The following is a 16431-nucleotide window of genomic DNA, read 5'->3' as shown; positions in this document are numbered from 1 at the left end:
CGATCACCGGCTTCCTGCGGGGTCCGCCGGCGTGTTGACTGAGGTCATGGCGACGATCCTGGTCCTGGGCGGCACCGGCAAGACGGGGCGGCGGGTCGCCGCCGCCCTCCGCGCCCGGGGCGTCCGCGTGCGCGCGGCCTCCCGCCGCGGGGAGACCCCCTTCGACTGGCACGACCACGACACGTGGGCGCCGGCCCTGTCGGGCGTCTCGGCCGCCTACCTGGTGGACTCCCAGGGTCCTGAGGCGGCGGAGCTGCTGGCCGCGTTCGCCGGGGCGGCGATCGCCCGCGGGGTGCGGCGGCTGGTGCTGCTGTCGTCGCGCGACTGGCCCAAGCTGGGCGACGAGCGCCTGCTGGCCTCGGAGCGGGCGGTCAAGAGGTCCGGCGGCGCGTGGACCATCCTGCGCCCGACCTGGTTCGCCCAGAACTTCAGCGAGGACCCGATGCTCAGCGATCCGGTCGAGGCCGGCCGGGTCGAGCTGTCCGCCGGGCACGGGCTTGAGCCGTTCGTGCACGCCGGCGACATCGCCGACGTGGCGGCCGAGGTGCTGCTGGGCGACGGCCACGCCGGGCGCACGTACGAGCTGTCGGGGCCGCGGCTGCTGTCGTTCGGCGACGCGGTCGCCGAGATCGCCGCCGCGACCGGCCGGAGGATCGCCTACGTGCCCGTCCCGCCCGAGGAGTACGCGGCCCGGCTTTCCGCCCGCGGCTACGCCGCCGACGAGATCAGGCTGGTGAACCGGCTGTTGACGTCGATCGCCGCGGGCGTCAACGCCCACCTGTCCGACGGCGTCCGGCAGGTCCTGGGCCGCGACCCGCGCGACTTCGCCGAGTACGTCAGATCCACCTGGTGACGGGGCCTCACCGCAGCGCCAGCCGTACGAACGAGTCCCGCAGCAGCGTGCGCCGCGACGACACGAACCGGTGCAGGGTGCGCGAGCCGAACGCCACCCGCTGGGCGCTGCGCCGCCGTTCGGCGTCGTAGGCCCGCAGCGCCCGCGGCAGGTCGGGCTCGCCCGCCACGTGGCGGGTGAGCGCCTCGGCGTCCAGGATGGCGGTGCACGCGCCCTGCCCCAGGTTCGGCGTCATGGCGTGGGCCGCGTCCCCCACCAGGGCGACCCGGCCGGCGACGAACGAGGGCAGCGCCGGATACAGGTGGCGCATCTCGTAGCGGATCCAGGTCGCCGGGTCGGTCTCGGCGAGGAGGAGCGGGATCGGGTCGTGCCAGTGCCTGAACTGCGCGCGCAGTTCGTCCGCGGTGTCGGCGCGCGGGGCGGTCGCGTACCAGTTGGTGCGGCCGGGCTCGATCGGGGTCATGCCGAAGAGGCGGCCCTCGCCCCACGTCTCGCCGTACGCGCCGGTCTCGAAGTCGGCGATGCCGATCCAGGCGACGGAGCCGACGTGCCGGGGGCCGCTGCGCCGGCCCAGGGCGGCCTGCCGCACGGCGCTGCCGATGCCGTCGGCGCCGACGACGAGGTCATGGCCGTCGATCAGGTCGCGCACGTCGGTGACGGCCGTGCCGAACCGCAGCGGCACGTCGCCGAGGGCGCCGAGCAGCGCGTCCAGCAGGTACGGGCGGGAGATGAGCAGCTCGGGACGCCCGGCCCTGCGCTCGATGCGCTCCAGCGGCAGCCTGCCCAGCGGCTCGCCGTCCGGTCTGCGGATACTGGCGTGCCGGTACGGCACGGCGCGGGCCCGGATCGCCTCGCCGACGCCCAGGTGGTCGAGCGCGGCCTGGGCCGTGGGGTGGATGCCGAACGCCGTCCCGTACCTTTCGAGCTCGGCCCGCCGCTCCAGCACCGACACGTGCCAGCCGGCCCTGCGCAGGCCGATCGCGGCGGCGAGCCCGCCGACGCCGGCTCCCACGATCACCGCTGTCTTCGTCATGACCACTCCTTCACCACATCTGTGGTACCACGTTTGTGGTGATACTACTCCGGGGCGTGGTAGCGTGCGCGGGTGAATCCGGAGCGACGGGACCGCCTGCGCGACGCGGCCATCGAGGTGCTCGCCGCCGCCGGCGGGCGCGGGCTGACGCACCGCGCGGTCGACGCCGAGGCCGGCGTGCCGGCGGGGACGGCGAAGAACTACTACCCGACCAGGGAGGCGCTGCTGGCGGGGGCGGCCGAGCGATGCCTGGAGCGCTACCACGAGGCGCGGCGGGCCGCCGCCGCTCCCCCCGGCGACCGGGAAGGGCTGGTGGCGCTGCTGCGATCGCTCCTCGCGGACGTCGCGGGCCCCGGCCGCGCCCGCCTGCTCGCCTACCTGGAGCTGCAGGCCGAGGCCGCGCGGCGGCCGTGGCTGTCCACCGTGCTCGACCCGATCGCGGCCGCCGACTTCGCCGCGTTCGAGGCGGCGCAGCGGGCGGCCGGGCTGCCGGTCACGCCGGAGAGGGCCGCCGCCGTCACGCTGGCCATGCACGCGGCCATCCCGCACCTGCTGGCGGGCGGCCCGGCCACGCTGGCGGCGGCCGGGCTGGACGATCTCGACGCGTTCGTCCGCGGCGTCCTGGAGTCGGCCTATCCGGCGGGCTGAGCGTCGCGCCTGCCGTACGGGCCGCCGCCTAGCTCACGACCGCGGGGTGCCGCCGCGCGGCAGCCACCGCAGGCACCGCACGACCAGCCACAGCAGCACCGCCACGACGCCCACCAGCAGATACTCGATGGCAGGCACGCGCACCACCTCCGTCACCTCGCCGAGGCCGCGCACCGCGTACACGGCCAGCACCGCGCCCGCGTAGCAGGCGGCCAGGACCCACCTGGTGGTCGCGCCGAGGCCGAGCCCGTGCATCTGGGTGAGGACGAACACGCCCAGGAAGCCGAAGAGGAACATCGGCCACGCCCCGTCGGGGCCGGTGTTCATGAAGGCCACCAGCGTGCCGTGCGCGGCCACCAGGAGCTCCAGGGTGAGGGTCCACCAGCGGTTCGTGTGCGCGCGGGTGAGGAAGAGGCTGCCCTGCAGCAGGATCAGGAACATGTAGAAGAACCCGATCAGGTGGCCGCTGGTCGTCTCCATCGGGTGGTACCAGAACGTGTACACGGCGGCCCAGCTGAACAGGTAGCCGTGGTAGCGCCGGGCGAAGGAGGTGACCTCCGCCGAGATCGGCGCCGGTCTGCCCGCGAACAGGCCGCGCCGGCGGTTCTCCATGAGCAGCACCACGATCAGCAGGAGCACCACCGACGCCTGCGAGCTGAAGATGGACACGTCCTGCGCCAGCCCGTCGTAGAACACCTGGGTCTGCGCCTGGTGCAGCAGGATGAAGCCGAAGTTGACCGCCAGGGCCACGATGTTCACCCGGTGCAGGCCGCCGGTGTAGCGGCGGACCCGGGTCTGCGCGTAGTAGATCAGCCCCCAGAGGGTGACCTGGTGGGCGGCGTAGCAGAGCCAGGCCGACAGCCGCGTCCACACGGTCGGCTCGGGCAGCTTCCAGTAGTACCAGGACGCCCCCTGGTCGGGGAGCGGCTCCAGGCCCGTCAGCCGCTGCCCGGCCAGCCAGACGAGCCCGGTGAGCACCGCGCTGGCGCCGACCCCCCAGGCCAGTGCGGTGCTCGCGCGCATGGTCGGTGTCCCGGCAGCCACGTTGCCAACGCCTCCAGAGTCGGGGGGACGCGTCAGGCGGGGACGCGATCTCCGGCACGCTCCACCGTACGCGCTCCGAGGGCGGCCCACAGCGCGACCGCGATGTAGAGGATCTGCTCGGGCACCCGCAGCCACAGCGGGCTGACGTCCTGACCGGCCAGCGCGGCGTACACGTTGGCGGGCAGGAGCAGCACGAACAGCACCGCCAGCGACAGCCCGGCGGCCTGGCGGGTGCGGGCCAGGACCAGCCCGGCCGCGCCGAGGAGCTCCAGCACGCCGGTCGCGTACACCATCAGGGCCGGGAACGGCACGAACGGCGGCACCATCGCCACCAGGTCGGCGTGGGTGGTGGTGAAGGCGCTGCCTTCGGGGGCGAAGTGGGCGCTCGCCGTCACCACGAGGAACAGCGCGAGCCCGTGCGCCGCGCTGACCCGCCAGGTCGCGAACCGCCGCACCCCGAACGCGCCCAGTAGCCGGAACACGAGCGTGGCGATGATCAGAACGAGTGACATGCGGACTCCTTTAGATAGTGGAGCTATCCAGTGATTAGATAGTGCCACTATCTTCAATGAAGCGTCAACCGCGCCCTGACGTCAGACCTTGGCGAGGAACCCCAGGGTCCGCTCCAGGAGGAGCCCGGCCGCCCGCTCGTCGTAGGAGGGCAGGCTCCGGTCGGTGAACAGGTGCTCCTCGCCCGGGTAGAGGAACAGCTCCGCGTCCTGAGCCGACTCCACGAGGGCGCGGGCCGCCTCCAGGTCGCCCTCGCCCGCGAAGAACGGGTCGCCCGCCATGCCGTGGACCTGCACCGGCACGCCCTCCGGCCAGGAGTCGCCGAACTCGGTGACCGGCACGCAGGCGTGGTAGAGCAGCGCTCCCCTGGCCCCGGCCCGGGTCTGGGCCAGCTGCTGCGCCGCCAGCACGCCGAGCGAGAACCCGGCGTAGACCACCTCGCCCGGCAGCCACGCGGTGAACGACCGGGCCCGCTCGACGATCGCGCCGAACCCCGCCTCCCGCGCGTAGCCCAGGCCCTCGTCGAGCGAGGCGAAGACCTGCCCCTCGTACAGGTCGGGCACGTGGACGGTGTGGCCCGCCCGCCTCAGCTCCTCCGCGAACTCCCGCACCCCGGACGTCAGCCCGTGAGCGTGGTGGAACATCAGCACCTCAGCCATGTCTCCCCTTTCGCCGCCCCCAGCATGCCCTGCGGCACAGACAGTTCCGGGAGTCAGCGGGAGCCGCGGAAGGTCCGCCGGTAGGTGTCGGGGGCCACGCCGACGGCACGGGTGAAGTGCCTGCGCAGCGTCGCCGCCGTGCCCATGCCGGTACGGGCCGCGATCTGCTCCATGCCGGCGTCGGTGGTCTCCAGCAGTTCCTGGGCCCGGTGCACCCGCTGGGCGTGCAGCCAGTGCAGCGGGGTCATGCCCAGCGCGCGGTTGAAGTGGCGGGCCAGGTTGCGGGGGCTCATCCCGGCGCGGCCGGCCAGGTCGGCCACGGTCAGCGGTTCGTGCAGCCGGGCCAGCGCCCACTGGAGGACGTCGGCGAGCCCGTACCGTCCCGCGTCGTCCGGCACCGGCGCCGTCACGTACTGCGCCTGCCCGCCTGCCCGGTGCGGCGGCACGACGAGGCGGCGGGCCAGCGCGTTGGCCACCGCGGCGCCCCGGTCCTTCCTGACGACGTGCAGGCACAGGTCGAGCCCGGCCCCCTTGCCCGCCGAGGTCAGGACGGACCCCTCGTCGATGTAGAGGACGTCGGGGTCGACCCGGACGCGGGGGTACCGGGTGGCGAGCAGTTCGGCGTGCATCCAGTGGGTGGTCGCCCGCCGCCCGTCCAGGAGCCCGGCCGCGGCGAGCACGAACGCGCCCGTGCACAGCGCCACGATCCTGGCCCCGCGCCCGTGGGCGGCGCGCACGGCCTCCACCACGTCGCCCGGCGGCCCCGTCTCCACGTCGCAGGCGGCCACCACCACCGTGTCGGCGTCCGCGACCGCGTCCAGCCCGTACGGCGTGTCGACCCGCAGCCAGTCGCCCACCCGGCCCTGGCCGGGCCCGCACACGCGGAACTCGTACCACGGGTCGGGCGGATCGGCCAGCTCGGACCGGTCGACCCCGAACACCTCGCAGGCCGCGGCGGCCTCGAAGAGCATGGCCCCCTCGTACAGGGCGAGCGCCACGGTGTGCATGTCCGGAAGTGTACGCATACCGCTCTTACGGACGCCCGCCCCCGAGGCGCGGGTTCAGTCGGTGCCGAACTCCATCGCGGCGCGGTCGAGCAGCTCGTCGTCCGCGACGTCGCCGCGCGAGGCGATGGCTTCGGCGCCGCCCTCCGGCATGTCACCGATCAGCTCGGTCGCGGGCGCCGGGGGCGCGATGAGCGCGGAGTGGGAGGTGCCGACCATGCCGAGGCTCGCATACTGCTCCAGCCTGGTGCGCGAGTCGGCGATGTCGAGGTTGCGCATGGTGAGCTGGCCGATCCGGTCGACCGGGCCGAACGCCGAGTCCTCCGTGCGCTCCATGGACAGCTTGTCCGGGTGGTAGCTGAAGGCCGGGCCGGAGGTGTCCAGGATCGAGTAGTCCTCACCGCGCCGCAGGCGCAGCGTGACCTCGCCGCTGACCGCCGTGCCGACCCAGCGCTGCAGCGACTCGCGCAGCATGAGCGACTGGGGGTCGAGCCAGCGGCCCTCGTACATCAGCCGGCCGAGCCGCCGGCCCTCGGTGTGGTAGTACGCCAGCGTGTCCTCGTTGTGAATCGCGTTGACCAGCCGCTCGTACGCCGCGTGCAGCAACGCCATGCCGGGCGCCTCGTAGATGCCACGGCTCTTGGCCTCGATGATCCGGTTCTCGATCTGGTCGGACATGCCCAGGCCGTGCCGGCCGCCGATGGCGTTGGCCTCCATCACCAGGTCGACCGCGGTGGCGAACTCCTTGCCGTTGATCGTCACCGGACGGCCCTGCTCGAAGGCGATGGTCACGTCCTCGGCCGGGACCTCGACCTCGGGGTCCCAGAACCGCACGCCCATGATCGGGTCGACGGTCTCGATGCCGGTGTCGAGGTGCTCCAGCGTCTTGGCCTCATGGGTGGCGCCCCAGATGTTGGCGTCGGTCGAGTACGCCTTCTCGGTGCTGTCGCGGTAGGGCAGGTCGTGCGCGAGCAGCCACTCCGACATCTCCTTGCGGCCACCCAGCTCGGACACGAAGGCGGCGTCGAGCCAGGGCTTGTAGACCCGCAGGTGCGGGTTGGCGAGCAGCCCGTAGCGGTAGAACCGCTCGATGTCGTTGCCCTTGAACGTCGACCCGTCGCCCCAGATCTGCACCTCGTCCTCGAGCATCGCCCGCACCAGGAGGGTCCCGGTCACGGCGCGGCCGAGCGGCGTGGTGTTGAAGTAGGCCCGCCCGCCGGAGCGGATGTGGAACGCACCGCACGCGAGCGCGGCCAGCCCCTCCTCCACCAGCACCGCGCGGCAGTCGACGACCCGGGCGATCTCGGCGCCGTACGCCAGCGCACGCCCAGGCACCGAGGCGATGTCAGGCTCGTCGTACTGGCCGATGTCGGCCGTGTAGGCGCAGGGGATCGCGCCCTTGTCACGCATCCACGCGACCGCGACGGAGGTGTCGAGACCACCCGAGAAGGCGATGCCGACCCGCTCGCCGATGGGCAGAGAGGTGAGAACCTTGGACATAAGAGAAGAGTATGCATTGAGACGCATGGTCATGCAAAGTCAGCCTCCCAAGTGACCCTTCATCCGTCCCGCGTGACGGTTCTAAAGGATCTGCCAGTCCAGGGAGCCGGAGACCGCCCCGGGCTTCCAGTAACCGATCGAGCCGCCGCTCTCCAGCGCGTCCGCGGTGGCCTTGAGCAGGGCGTGGTACGAGCGGATCCGGGTCTCGGCGGGCCGGAACCCCATACCGCCCTCGTGATCGGTCTCACCGACGTCACGCCGCACCGAGTCGACCACCAGATGGTTGCCGCTCCCGTCGGCGCCGAAGGGGATCATCCGCCCGTCCCACCAGTCGCCCCGCGGGTCCTCGGCCATGTCCATGTCGTCGCTCTCACAGAGCATCCGCCAGGTGTCGCGGATGTCCCTGACGCCCTGGGTCCAGTGACCCAGCAGGGCCAGCCCGCCGTCGTGACGCAGCAGCGAGGCCTTGAGGTCGTCGGGGAAGCGCAGGCCCATCTGCGCCTCCGCCACCGCGATGGTCCCGGCCTCGGCGGGTCTGCCGAGCGCGCGGTGGCTCCTGGGCGCGTTGGTCCTCAGCCAGGTCTCGATCCGCCGCCACTGCCGGTTCACGGCCCTGGTCACCTTCGGGTCGGGCCTGCGCACGCGCGGGGCGGCGCCTCCCGGCCGGCAGTCGGCGTCGGGAGGCGGCGCGTGGACCTCCTCGGTCTCGACCTCGCACCTGACACCGGGAGCACCGCACGAGACGTCGCTGGTCATCGCCTGCGTGACCCCGTCGCCCTCGGGGAAGACCCTGGACTCCAGCAGGTGGGTGCCGCCCGCCAGCACGACGAGCGCGAGCGCGGCGACGCCCCAGCGGATCACCAGGCGGCGGGTGGCCCGGTCGAGCGGCTCCCGCGGCTCCCGGGGCTCCAGGAACCGCGAGACCGCGGGACGGTCGAGCACGGAGGGCCGGTGCGCGTACCGCCGGAGGTCCTCGGCGGTGGGAGTGCCCAGGATCGGCGCGGGCGGCCACGACGCCACGGCCGGCTGCTCCTCGGGAGGAGCCGGCACGCCGGACGGCTCAGCGCGGCGCGACCGTGCGAGCAGCGCGATCCCCACCGCCGCCGCGACGGCGGCGACAAGCGCAAGCCACACCCCACGAGACCTGATTAATCGCCGCACGCCCGGCAGAGTATCCGGAATCAGCCCGTACGGTGATCGAACTGCAGTCCTCACCCCGGCGACCGATCGGCTCAGCGGCCCGCGGCGCGCAGCAGCCTGAGCTGCCCGATCTCCGCGACGTTCGCCGAGGTCGCGGCGGCGGCCGAGGTGTCGGTCAACACGGTCTACAACTACTTCGACGCCAAGGAGGACCTGGTCCTGCCGCCGGACGAGGCCTCATCACAACGGCTGGCCGAGATCGTCCGGCGGCGCCGGCCGGGCGAGTCGGCGGCGGGCGAGCCCCCCGACGCGATCGCCGACGCCGTGCTGACCCTGCTGGACGTCGTCGAGAGCCTGCTCGGCGACCGGGTCCTGCGCTATGCCGTACGGGAGGAGACGCCATGTGGAGAGTGACGGTCAGGGGCAAGTTCCAGGGCCTGGACGCCGCCGCGCGGGCCGCCGTGCTGGCGGCGGGCGGCACCGCCTACACCGACGCCGGCACGTTCACCCACGACGCGACCGTCTCGGTCTTCACCTTCCGCTGCCAGGTGCCCGCCGGACCGGACGACGAGGACGACGAGGACGCCGCCGCCCTGCGGGCGCTGGCCGCGCTGGAAGCGTACGGGTGCCCGTACGAGGTGCTGAAGATCGCCGTCACGGACCTGCGCACGATCCGCGTCCGCCGCAAAGGCCGCGCGGGCTCAGCGCTGGAACGGGCGGGCGCCCCGACGACGCCCGGCTCGCCTCCCAAGATTTCAGCCAGATCTTCCCTCATGTCCAGAGGACACTGACTCCTGCCCGTCACGCGCTCCGGGTCGAGTCCGCCAGTCGGGGCACGTCGGGGAAGGAGCCGTCGCCGAACAGGATGCGTGCCGCCGCGGCACGACCGGCGCGTCCGCGCAGCGCCGCCACCGCCGCCTCGGCCAACACCGGTGAGCGGATGCCGGCGAACGCGCGGCGCAGCAGCAGCCGTCCCCGGAACCGGCTCCGCAGCGCGCCCCCGTCGTACCGGCCGAGCACGCTCTCGTCGCCCGTACGCAGGTAGTCGGCGGTCACCGCCGCGGCCAGTTCGGACAGGCGCAGGCACGGGTCCAGCCCGCCGGCCGTCAGCGGGGAGACCGCGCCAGCCGCGTCCCCGACGAGCAGCCCGGCGGGACACGCGAGCCGCCGCAGCACGCCGCCGACCGGGATCGGCCCGCCCCTGCGCTCGACCGGACCGGCCGGAGCGGGGCGGCCGGGCGCGTCCGCGGCGAAGGCGTCCAGCGTCCGGCGCACGCCGGGGAGCATCGCCCCCGGATGGCCGGCGACGCCGACGTGCGCGTGCCGGCCGTCGTCGACGACCCACCCCAGGTACCCCGGGGCGATCCGGGGATCCAGCACGCAGTGGAACGCCGGGGCGTCCGCCCCCGGCGCGATCGGGTGGACGAGCTCCGCCCCGACCAGGAACCGCCGGTTGACGTCGAGGCCGAGATCGCGGGCCACCCGGGAGCGCGCGCCGTCCGCGCCGACGACGAACCTGGCCGCCACCGGCTCAGCGCCCGCGAACCGCACCAGGCTCGCCGACACGCCGGCGTGCCGCACCGGCCCCGCCGACACGCCGGCGTACCGTACGCCCAGGAGAACCCGCGCCCCGGCCGACTCCGCGGCTTCGCGCGCGTGCCCGTAGACGGCCGCCATGTCGGCCACCCGGTACTCGTCCCGGTCGCTGGTGAGCCGGATCGGGGACCGCCGCGACGGCGGGTACAGCAGCACGTCGCGGATGCCGGGCCCGAGCAGCTCGTCCGGCAGGTCGAAGTCGTCGAGGGTGCGCCGTACGAAGATCCCCGTCGTGCGGATGCCGGTCGTCAGCGACCTGCGGCGGTCGACCACGATCACGTCGAGGCCCCGCAACGCGAGCAGCCGGGCGGTGTGCAGGCCGGCCAGGCCCGCGCCCACGACGAGCACGTCCACTGTTTGCATGCTCCGCGACGTTAGGCGCGATTCCCCGCCTTTTCGACGGGTTGCACGCTATCCGCCGCATACCTCGACACCGCCGCCACATTCCCCCGGCCGGCGTCAGCGCGGCAGCGATCGGCCGTCCTCGTCCAGGGGCACCTTCTCGCCCCCGTACGCGGCGGACAGCCGGGCGCGGATCGCTCCCGTGGTGAGCACCGGGACGGGCTCCTTGCCGCGCAGGTGCGCCTCGGCGTCCTCCGACAGCGGCGTGTGCCGCTCGGTGAACGCGCCGCCCGGCATGCGGACGATCACTCCGCTGGGCACCCCGTGCCCGACGAGCCGCGCGTCGGCGCGCTGCAGCCCGAGGCAGATCCGGTAGGTGACGGCGTAGGCGAGCACCGGCCCGGCGATCACCAGGACGCGTCCGGCGAGGGTGATGGCGTTCAGGCTGACGTGGAAGGCGGCCGCGAGCTCGTCGTTGGCGCCCAGCAGCCACAGCACGCCGTAGAAGACGACGGCGGTCATGCCGATCGAGGTGCGGTGCGGGTGGTTGCGGGGACGCTCCAGGACGTGGTGCTCACGGTTGTCCCCGGTGATCCACCGTTCGGCGAACGGGTAGAGCAGCATCCCGGTCAGGACCAGGCCCAGCGGCACCAGCGCGGGGACGACCACGCTCAACGGCACCGTGCCCGCGTGCGCGCCGCCGAGGAGGTTGACCTCCCAGGCGGGCATCAGCCGCAGCGCCCCTTCCAGGAACCCCAGGTAGAAGTCGGGCTGCGAACCGGCCGAGATGTCCGCCGGATTGTAGGGGCCGTACAGCCACACGGGGTTGATCTGCGCGAAGGTGCCCAGACCGGCCACCACCGCCAGGATGAACAGGAAGAACGCGGCGGTCTTCGCCATGAACGCCGGATACAGCGGAGCGCCCACCACGTTCGTGCGGGTACGGCCCTTTCCGGGCATCTGCGTGTGCTTCTGCACCCACATGAGCACCAGATGCACGGATATCAGCGCCAGCAGCACCCCGGGGATCAACAGGATGTGCAGCGCGTAGAACCGGGAGACGACGTCCTCCCCCGGATACTCCCCGCCGAACAGCAGGAACGTCAGGTACGTGCCGACCACCGGCACCGACATGAGCACGCCCTCGGTCACCCGCAGACCGGCGCCCGACAGCAGGTCGTCCGGCAGCGAGTACCCCGTCAGTCCCGCCAGCAGCGCCAGCGCGAACATGGTGACCCCGATGACCCAGGTGAGCTCGCGCGGCTTGCGATAGGCGCCGGTGAAGAACACCCGCAGCATGTGGGCCATCATGCCCGCGATGAACATCAGGGCCGACCAGTGATGGATCTGCCTGATGAGCAGCCCGCCGCGCACCTCGAAGCTGATCTCCAGCGTGGAGGCGTACGCCTGCGACATCCGCACGCCCCGCAAGGGCGCGTACGAGCCGTCATAGATCACGTGCTCCATCGACGGCTGGAACCAGAACGTCAGGAACGTGCCGGTGAGCAGGAGGATGACGAACGAGTACAGCGCGATCTCACCCAGCAGGAACGACCAGTGATCGGGGAAGATCTTGCGCAGGTTGCGGTTCACGAACCGAGCCGCTCCCAGGCGTTCGTCGAACCACGAGGATGTCCGGGCGATGGCGCCGGTTCGCATGCTTCTCTCCCTGTATGTCCGCGTCATCATCAAGACGGGCAGAAGCGGGAGATTGTGACATCAGGCGGGAATGTCACAGGTACGGGAGCGCAGGCGTCCTAGAGAGAGACCCCGTACGTACGAGCACGCGAGGTGATCCATGGCCACGTCCTCACACCTCGGGCCCGGCTCCTGGCGGATCGTCCTGGAGGCGACCCAGGCGAGGCTGACGACGAGCGGGCGCGGAGGCGTCCGGCTCCGGTACGCGCCCCGCGTCGGCGGCTCCTTCTACCTGCGGCCCGACACGACCCTGGCGGGCTTCGCGCTGCGCCTCCCGCTGCCCGCGGAGCTGCTCTGGGAGTCGGCGGACCTGGACCGCGACGGTCACGCGTGGCTGCGGCTCGGAGACCGGGAGGTGCGCTCGCCGGTCACGGTCGTGTGCGCCGCGATCCCCGGCGCGCGCCCGTACGTGAAGATCGTGCTGGAGACGGTGTTCCGGTCGTCGAACCTGGGCCTGCCCGGGGTGTCCTGGCCGCGGCCGGTCACGCTCCGCCTGTTCACCGAGATCCGCCCGGCCGGCTCCGGCTATCGTCCATGCCCGTGACCGAACCCGCCTGCCTGACCGCCAACCGTCCCTCGACAGGGGGTGCGTCATGAACAGAGCCGAGGAGTTCCAGCGGCCGGCTGCGCCCGCTGTTGTTCTCGATCGCCTACCGGATGCTGGGCAGCGTGAGCGAGGCCGAGGTCCAGGAGGCCTGGGTACGGTACGCGTCCACGCCGGCCGAGCGAGATGAGCTACTTGACCATCCGTCCTGTCGTCCGCTGCCCGTCCAGGGGCACAGCGAAGCAGTACACGGTCCGGTGACGGGGCCAGCCCTCCCGCAGCGGCGCCAGTGCCCACAGGCCGACCTGTTCCGGCTTCTTGACGCGCATCCTGGGGAGGCAGCCGTTCTCCGTCAGCCGCCGCATGTCCGCGTCCGGATAGGGCCCGTCGGGGAGGACGTACGTGGTGGCGTACTCCGCCGAGTGCGGCACGTCGCAGGGGATGACGGTCGTCACGAACGTCTCAGGCAGGGGCTCGACGCAGTCGCCGGGCCTGAGTTCGGTGGCATGGAACTGTTCCCCGCCGGGGACGGAGCTCTGCCGCAGCGGCGTCGGCGTAGCGGCCTGGGCCGACCCGGACGACGCCACCGGCTCCGGACCCGCCGTGCAACCGGCGACCCCGATGGACAGGCACACGACCGTCAGCGCTGTGCGGATCATGCTAGAAGGCTGGCAGCCCCAGATCACACCGGTGTCACGAACACTCTCCCACGCCGGAGACGGGGGTAACGTCCCGGCCATGACCGAGTCCGCCCGCAAGCCTCCCCATGTCACCGACGAGGCAGCCCTCTCGTCTAGAGAGTGAAGGCACATCCTCGAAGGAGCGCAAGACATGGACCTCGCGTTGTGGATAGCCGCCGGACTCCTGGCGGCGGTGGCGTTGGCCGGCGGCATCACCAAGACGTTCGTGCCCAGGGAGAAGCTGGCCGCGGCCCCCGGCGGGGGATGGACGGGAGACGCCAGTGCCGGCTTCGTCAAGACCCTCGGCGTGCTGGAGCTCCTCGCCGCGGTCGGCCTGATCCTGCCGGCCGTGCTCGGCATCGCGCCGGTGCTGGTGCCGGTGACCGCGGTCTGCTGGGTGCTGCTGATGATCGGTGCGATGATCACTCATGGCCGGCGGGGCGAGTACGCGCTGTCGATGCTGAACGTGGTCTATCTCGGCATCGCCGCGTTCATCGCGTGGGGCCGCCTCGGTCCGGAGTCCTTCACCGGCTGACCGGGAGGTCACGGCATGAACAGAGCCGAGGAGTTCCAGCGGCTGCGCCCGCTGTTGTTCTCGATCGCCTACCGGATCCTGGGCAGCGTGAGCGAGGCCGAGGACGCGGTCCAGGAGACCTGGGTACGGTACGCGTCCACGCCGGCCGAGCCCAGGTCGGCCAGGGCCTTCCTGTCGGCGGCGGTGACCCGGATCTCGATCGACGTGCTGCGTTCGGCCCGGGTCCGGCGGGAGGAGTACACCGGCACGTGGCTCCCCGAACCGCTGCTCAACGACCCGTACGAGGACCCGGAGCGGTCGGCGGAGCTGGCCGACTCGGTGTCGATGGCGGCCCTGCTGCTGCTGGAGCGGCTGTCCCCGCTCGAACGGGCGGTCTTCGTGCTGCGGGAGGTGTTCGACTTCGGCTTCTCCGAGGTCGCGGCGGCCGTGGGCCGCTCGGAGGCGGCCTGCCGCCAGCTCGTGGTGCGGGCGCGGCGGCACATGGCCGCCGGCCGGCCCCGCTTCCAGGCGGACCGCGCGGAGCGGGAGGAGCTGGCGTCACGCTTCCTCGACGCCCTGCGCGAGGGCGACGTCGCCGCCCTGCGGAACCTGCTCGCCGCGGACGTGTCCCTGGTCGGCGACAGCGGCGGGAGGGCCCCACGGCTGGCCGGATCCGTCACCGGCGCCGCGAGGGTGGCCCGGCTGCTCGCCGCCGCCTTCCCCCGGATGGCCCGGATCGGCGTGACGGGCGAACCCCATGACATCAACGGCCAGCCGGGCGCGATCTTCCGCGACCCGGACGGCAAGGTGCTCCACGCCCTCGCGCTCGACGTGCTCGACGGGCAGATCCAGACGATCCGCACGGTCATCAACCCGGACAAGCTCGGGCACGTGGGCCCGGTGGCGGACGCCTGGGCGATCGACCGCGCCGTACGCCAGGACACCCGCCCCGCGACCCCGCGCCGCGACTCCTGAGAACGCACCTCATCCGGTCCCGGCCGCACGGCGACGTGTTCAACATGGGCCTTCCCGGCCCGGTCGCGGATGAGTTCAGGGCGCGAGCTCGCCCCCTATGCCCGTCTCATTGCCGTCGGGGTCACGGAAGACCCATTTGCCGACGTCGCCGTGCTGCTCCCTGTCCACCGGTCGCAGCCCGCGCACCGCGATCCGGTCCACCTCGGCCTCCGGATCGTCCACCCAGATGAGGCACACGCCGCCTCCGGCGCGGGCGGCGTCCTCGACGACGTACACGTACCGGTCCTCTGCCAGCCGCCACACCGCCTCGGCCTCGTGGGGCCGGAACGACGGTCCCGCGCCGAGGAGCCTGGTGTACCACTCCACGGCGCTCTTGCAGTCGCGGACCGGGATGCCCGCGAAGATGCCCACTGCCACTGTCGGATCTCCTTTCCGCCCGAGTCGCCGCCCGAAGCGCTCGGTCCAGGCGCAGCGCATATGCCAAGGATGTGCCCATTCAAGATCACGTACATATTGCCGATCGAACCGGCGACGAGAAATGAGTCACCGAAAACCCGTACAAATACGGGCGTACCCTCGCATTTAGACCAACCTGTCGACGAACGATTACCCCGATTCGAGAAATATGCGAGCGACGCAGAGGCGGATGGCCACTCGCATCCCTGATTTCTCCGTATCATGCCTCACGTGTCCCCGCAGCGTTCCTCGATCAAGCTGTCACCTCTCCGGCAGTCGCTGAGTATCGGCTGGGCCCTTATTCCCTTATTGACTTTCGGCCTGGGAACCATCTTCGTCATCGGATCTGCCGCCGCCCGGCTGGAGCGGCAGAAACTCTGGCTCGCGACGAGCGGCTATTTTCTGTACTTCGTGTTCGTCATGATCCTCGCACCCGGGGCAAACCCTCCTCCGGAGGACCAACCACGTGACACCATGGCGATGTCGCTTTACTTCGTGGGCATGTGGGCCGGCGGGACGGTGCACGCGTTCCTCCTTCGCAAGGAAGTCTTCCTTCCCAAGGCAAGGAGCGCGGAGAAGAACGATCACGGCACTTCGCGGAGAAGCCTGACGGACAGATCGCCTGCCCAGGCTTTTACGCCCGAGGCCGGAGCCCGTACCCCGCGGAACGTCCACCATGAACCCGGCGAGAAGGAATCCGCGCGAACTCCCTGGCACAAGGACGCGGCGAAGATCAGCCTCTACGCCTTCCTCACGACGGTGGTCCTGGGAGTGATGGCATTCGGCAGAGATCTCCTCGACTTCACGCTTCAGAGCCCGAAAGCCCCCGTCAGGGACAGCATGGTCGTGGACTCATCTCCTGAGGTCAGGCCCAGCCCGCCGGTGCACTTCCGGGGCGGCCTCAGGGTCGGCCGGGAACCCAAGGACCTGGACCGTGATCCACCGGAGCGTGCGGGCTGGAGCCCTCAGAACGACATCGCCCGATGGTCTCACCCGGTTGTGCAGATGAACAGAGGCGCCCTCATCGCTCCCTGGCTGAGAGACGGCACGCCCCGGTTCGAGGACTGCCGGGAGCCGGCTCGGGCCGAAGGGGTCCGCAGGATCACTCTGGAGCACGGAGGGCGCTACTGCATCAAGACGACCGAGGGCAGGTCCGCCTACTTCTCCGTGACGGAGGTGTCCCGGGAAGGGTTCGCGGGGAACCTGATCGTCTGGGACGAACCCACCTGACCCCG

19 protein-coding genes are annotated in these 16431 nt (G+C 72.0%); 8 read left to right on the top strand and 11 right to left on the bottom strand.

The features are described from left to right. Positions 1 to 46 precede the first annotated feature (46 nt). Entirely contained in the window at positions 47 to 853 is an 807-nt protein-coding gene (locus tag OUY22_RS00950; protein WP_270152722.1) for an NAD(P)H-binding protein, read from the top strand. 7 nt (positions 854 to 860) lie between these two features. Here the strand turns inward: OUY22_RS00950 and OUY22_RS00945 are convergent, their stop codons facing one another. After that, positions 861 to 1886, bottom strand: coding sequence for an FAD-dependent oxidoreductase (locus OUY22_RS00945; RefSeq protein ID WP_270152720.1), 1026 nt, complete (start codon positions 1884 to 1886; stop codon positions 861 to 863). A 72-nt stretch (positions 1887 to 1958) separates the two neighbouring features. On the opposite strand from OUY22_RS00945, the gene OUY22_RS00940 reads away from it, so the two are divergent. Beyond that, positions 1959 to 2534: a TetR/AcrR family transcriptional regulator gene (locus OUY22_RS00940; protein WP_270152719.1), complete on the top strand. Its 576-nt coding sequence runs from the start codon at positions 1959 to 1961 to the stop codon at positions 2532 to 2534. Between the two features lie 33 nt (positions 2535 to 2567). Here the strand turns inward: OUY22_RS00940 and OUY22_RS00935 are convergent, their stop codons facing one another. From OUY22_RS00935 to OUY22_RS00910, 6 genes are all read right to left on the bottom strand, one after another. Continuing rightward, on the bottom strand, positions 2568 to 3557 hold the full coding sequence (locus OUY22_RS00935) for a hypothetical protein (protein ID WP_270152718.1): 990 nt from the start codon (positions 3555 to 3557) through the stop codon (positions 2568 to 2570). Positions 3558 to 3610: 53 nt separating this feature from the next. Further along, positions 3611 to 4090 (bottom strand): DoxX family protein, encoded by a 480-nt coding sequence (locus OUY22_RS00930; RefSeq protein ID WP_270152716.1) that lies wholly within the window; start codon positions 4088 to 4090, stop codon positions 3611 to 3613. An 81-nt stretch (positions 4091 to 4171) separates the two neighbouring features. Continuing rightward, positions 4172 to 4747 (bottom strand): dienelactone hydrolase family protein, encoded by a 576-nt coding sequence (locus OUY22_RS00925; protein ID WP_270152715.1) that lies wholly within the window; start codon positions 4745 to 4747, stop codon positions 4172 to 4174. Between the two features lie 53 nt (positions 4748 to 4800). Next, positions 4801 to 5754 carry a helix-turn-helix domain-containing protein gene (locus OUY22_RS00920; protein WP_270152714.1) on the bottom strand — a complete coding sequence of 318 codons (954 nt, stop codon included), beginning with the start codon at positions 5752 to 5754 and terminating at the stop codon, positions 4801 to 4803. A gap of 54 nt (positions 5755 to 5808) precedes the next feature. Further along, positions 5809 to 7251 carry an argininosuccinate synthase gene (gene argG, locus OUY22_RS00915; protein ID WP_270152713.1) on the bottom strand — a complete coding sequence of 481 codons (1443 nt, stop codon included), beginning with the start codon at positions 7249 to 7251 and terminating at the stop codon, positions 5809 to 5811. 81 nt (positions 7252 to 7332) lie between these two features. After that, the gene (locus tag OUY22_RS00910; protein ID WP_270152712.1) at positions 7333 to 8385 is read right to left on the bottom strand and encodes an SMI1/KNR4 family protein; all 1053 of its coding nucleotides are present in this window, start codon (positions 8383 to 8385) and stop codon (positions 7333 to 7335) included. 174 nt (positions 8386 to 8559) lie between these two features. On the opposite strand from OUY22_RS00910, the gene OUY22_RS00905 reads away from it, so the two are divergent. Both OUY22_RS00905 and OUY22_RS00900 read left to right on the top strand, forming a co-directional pair. After that, positions 8560 to 8805, top strand: coding sequence for a hypothetical protein (locus OUY22_RS00905; protein ID WP_270152710.1), 246 nt, complete (start codon positions 8560 to 8562; stop codon positions 8803 to 8805). Next, the gene (locus OUY22_RS00900; RefSeq protein WP_270152709.1) at positions 8793 to 9182 is read left to right on the top strand and encodes a DUF6204 family protein; all 390 of its coding nucleotides are present in this window, start codon (positions 8793 to 8795) and stop codon (positions 9180 to 9182) included. The genes OUY22_RS00905 and OUY22_RS00900 overlap by 13 nt, the downstream gene beginning before the upstream one ends. 10 nt (positions 9183 to 9192) lie before the next feature. Here the strand turns inward: OUY22_RS00900 and OUY22_RS00895 are convergent, their stop codons facing one another. Together OUY22_RS00895 and qcrB are read right to left on the bottom strand one after the other, a co-directional pair. Beyond that, the gene (locus tag OUY22_RS00895; RefSeq protein ID WP_270152707.1) at positions 9193 to 10350 is read right to left on the bottom strand and encodes an NAD(P)/FAD-dependent oxidoreductase; all 1158 of its coding nucleotides are present in this window, start codon (positions 10348 to 10350) and stop codon (positions 9193 to 9195) included. 96 nt (positions 10351 to 10446) lie between these two features. After that, positions 10447 to 11988, bottom strand: coding sequence for a cytochrome bc1 complex cytochrome b subunit (qcrB, locus tag OUY22_RS00890; RefSeq protein ID WP_270152706.1), 1542 nt, complete (start codon positions 11986 to 11988; stop codon positions 10447 to 10449). A gap of 139 nt (positions 11989 to 12127) precedes the next feature. Between qcrB and OUY22_RS00885 the strand changes: the two genes are divergently transcribed. Beyond that, complete coding sequence (locus OUY22_RS00885; RefSeq protein WP_270152705.1) at positions 12128 to 12571, top strand: hypothetical protein; 444 nt, start codon at positions 12128 to 12130, stop codon at positions 12569 to 12571. Positions 12572 to 12762: 191 nt separating this feature from the next. Here the strand turns inward: OUY22_RS00885 and OUY22_RS00880 are convergent, their stop codons facing one another. Next, positions 12763 to 13230 carry a hypothetical protein gene (locus OUY22_RS00880; RefSeq protein WP_270152703.1) on the bottom strand — a complete coding sequence of 156 codons (468 nt, stop codon included), beginning with the start codon at positions 13228 to 13230 and terminating at the stop codon, positions 12763 to 12765. A 172-nt stretch (positions 13231 to 13402) separates the two neighbouring features. On the opposite strand from OUY22_RS00880, the gene OUY22_RS00875 reads away from it, so the two are divergent. Together OUY22_RS00875 and OUY22_RS00870 are read left to right on the top strand one after the other, a co-directional pair. Further along, positions 13403 to 13786, top strand: a complete 384-nt coding sequence (locus OUY22_RS00875) for a DoxX family protein (RefSeq protein WP_270152701.1) — start codon at positions 13403 to 13405, stop codon at positions 13784 to 13786. A gap of 15 nt (positions 13787 to 13801) precedes the next feature. After that, positions 13802 to 14740, top strand: coding sequence for an RNA polymerase sigma-70 factor (locus tag OUY22_RS00870; protein WP_270152699.1), 939 nt, complete (start codon positions 13802 to 13804; stop codon positions 14738 to 14740). Positions 14741 to 14815: 75 nt separating this feature from the next. Here OUY22_RS00870 and OUY22_RS00865 read toward each other — a convergent pair whose 3' ends face one another. Beyond that, positions 14816 to 15157, bottom strand: a complete 342-nt coding sequence (locus tag OUY22_RS00865) for a VOC family protein (protein WP_270152697.1) — start codon at positions 15155 to 15157, stop codon at positions 14816 to 14818. Positions 15158 to 15427: 270 nt separating this feature from the next. On the opposite strand from OUY22_RS00865, the gene OUY22_RS00860 reads away from it, so the two are divergent. Beyond that, entirely contained in the window at positions 15428 to 16426 is a 999-nt protein-coding gene (locus OUY22_RS00860; RefSeq protein ID WP_270152696.1) for a hypothetical protein, read from the top strand. Positions 16427 to 16431: the final 5 nt, after the last annotated feature.

Source organism: Nonomuraea corallina, assembly GCF_027620315.1.
Lineage (GTDB): Bacteria > Actinomycetota > Actinomycetes > Streptosporangiales > Streptosporangiaceae > Nonomuraea > Nonomuraea corallina.
The sequence above is the reverse complement of the archived record's forward strand: the minus strand, read 5'-3'. Positions and strand labels throughout refer to the sequence as shown.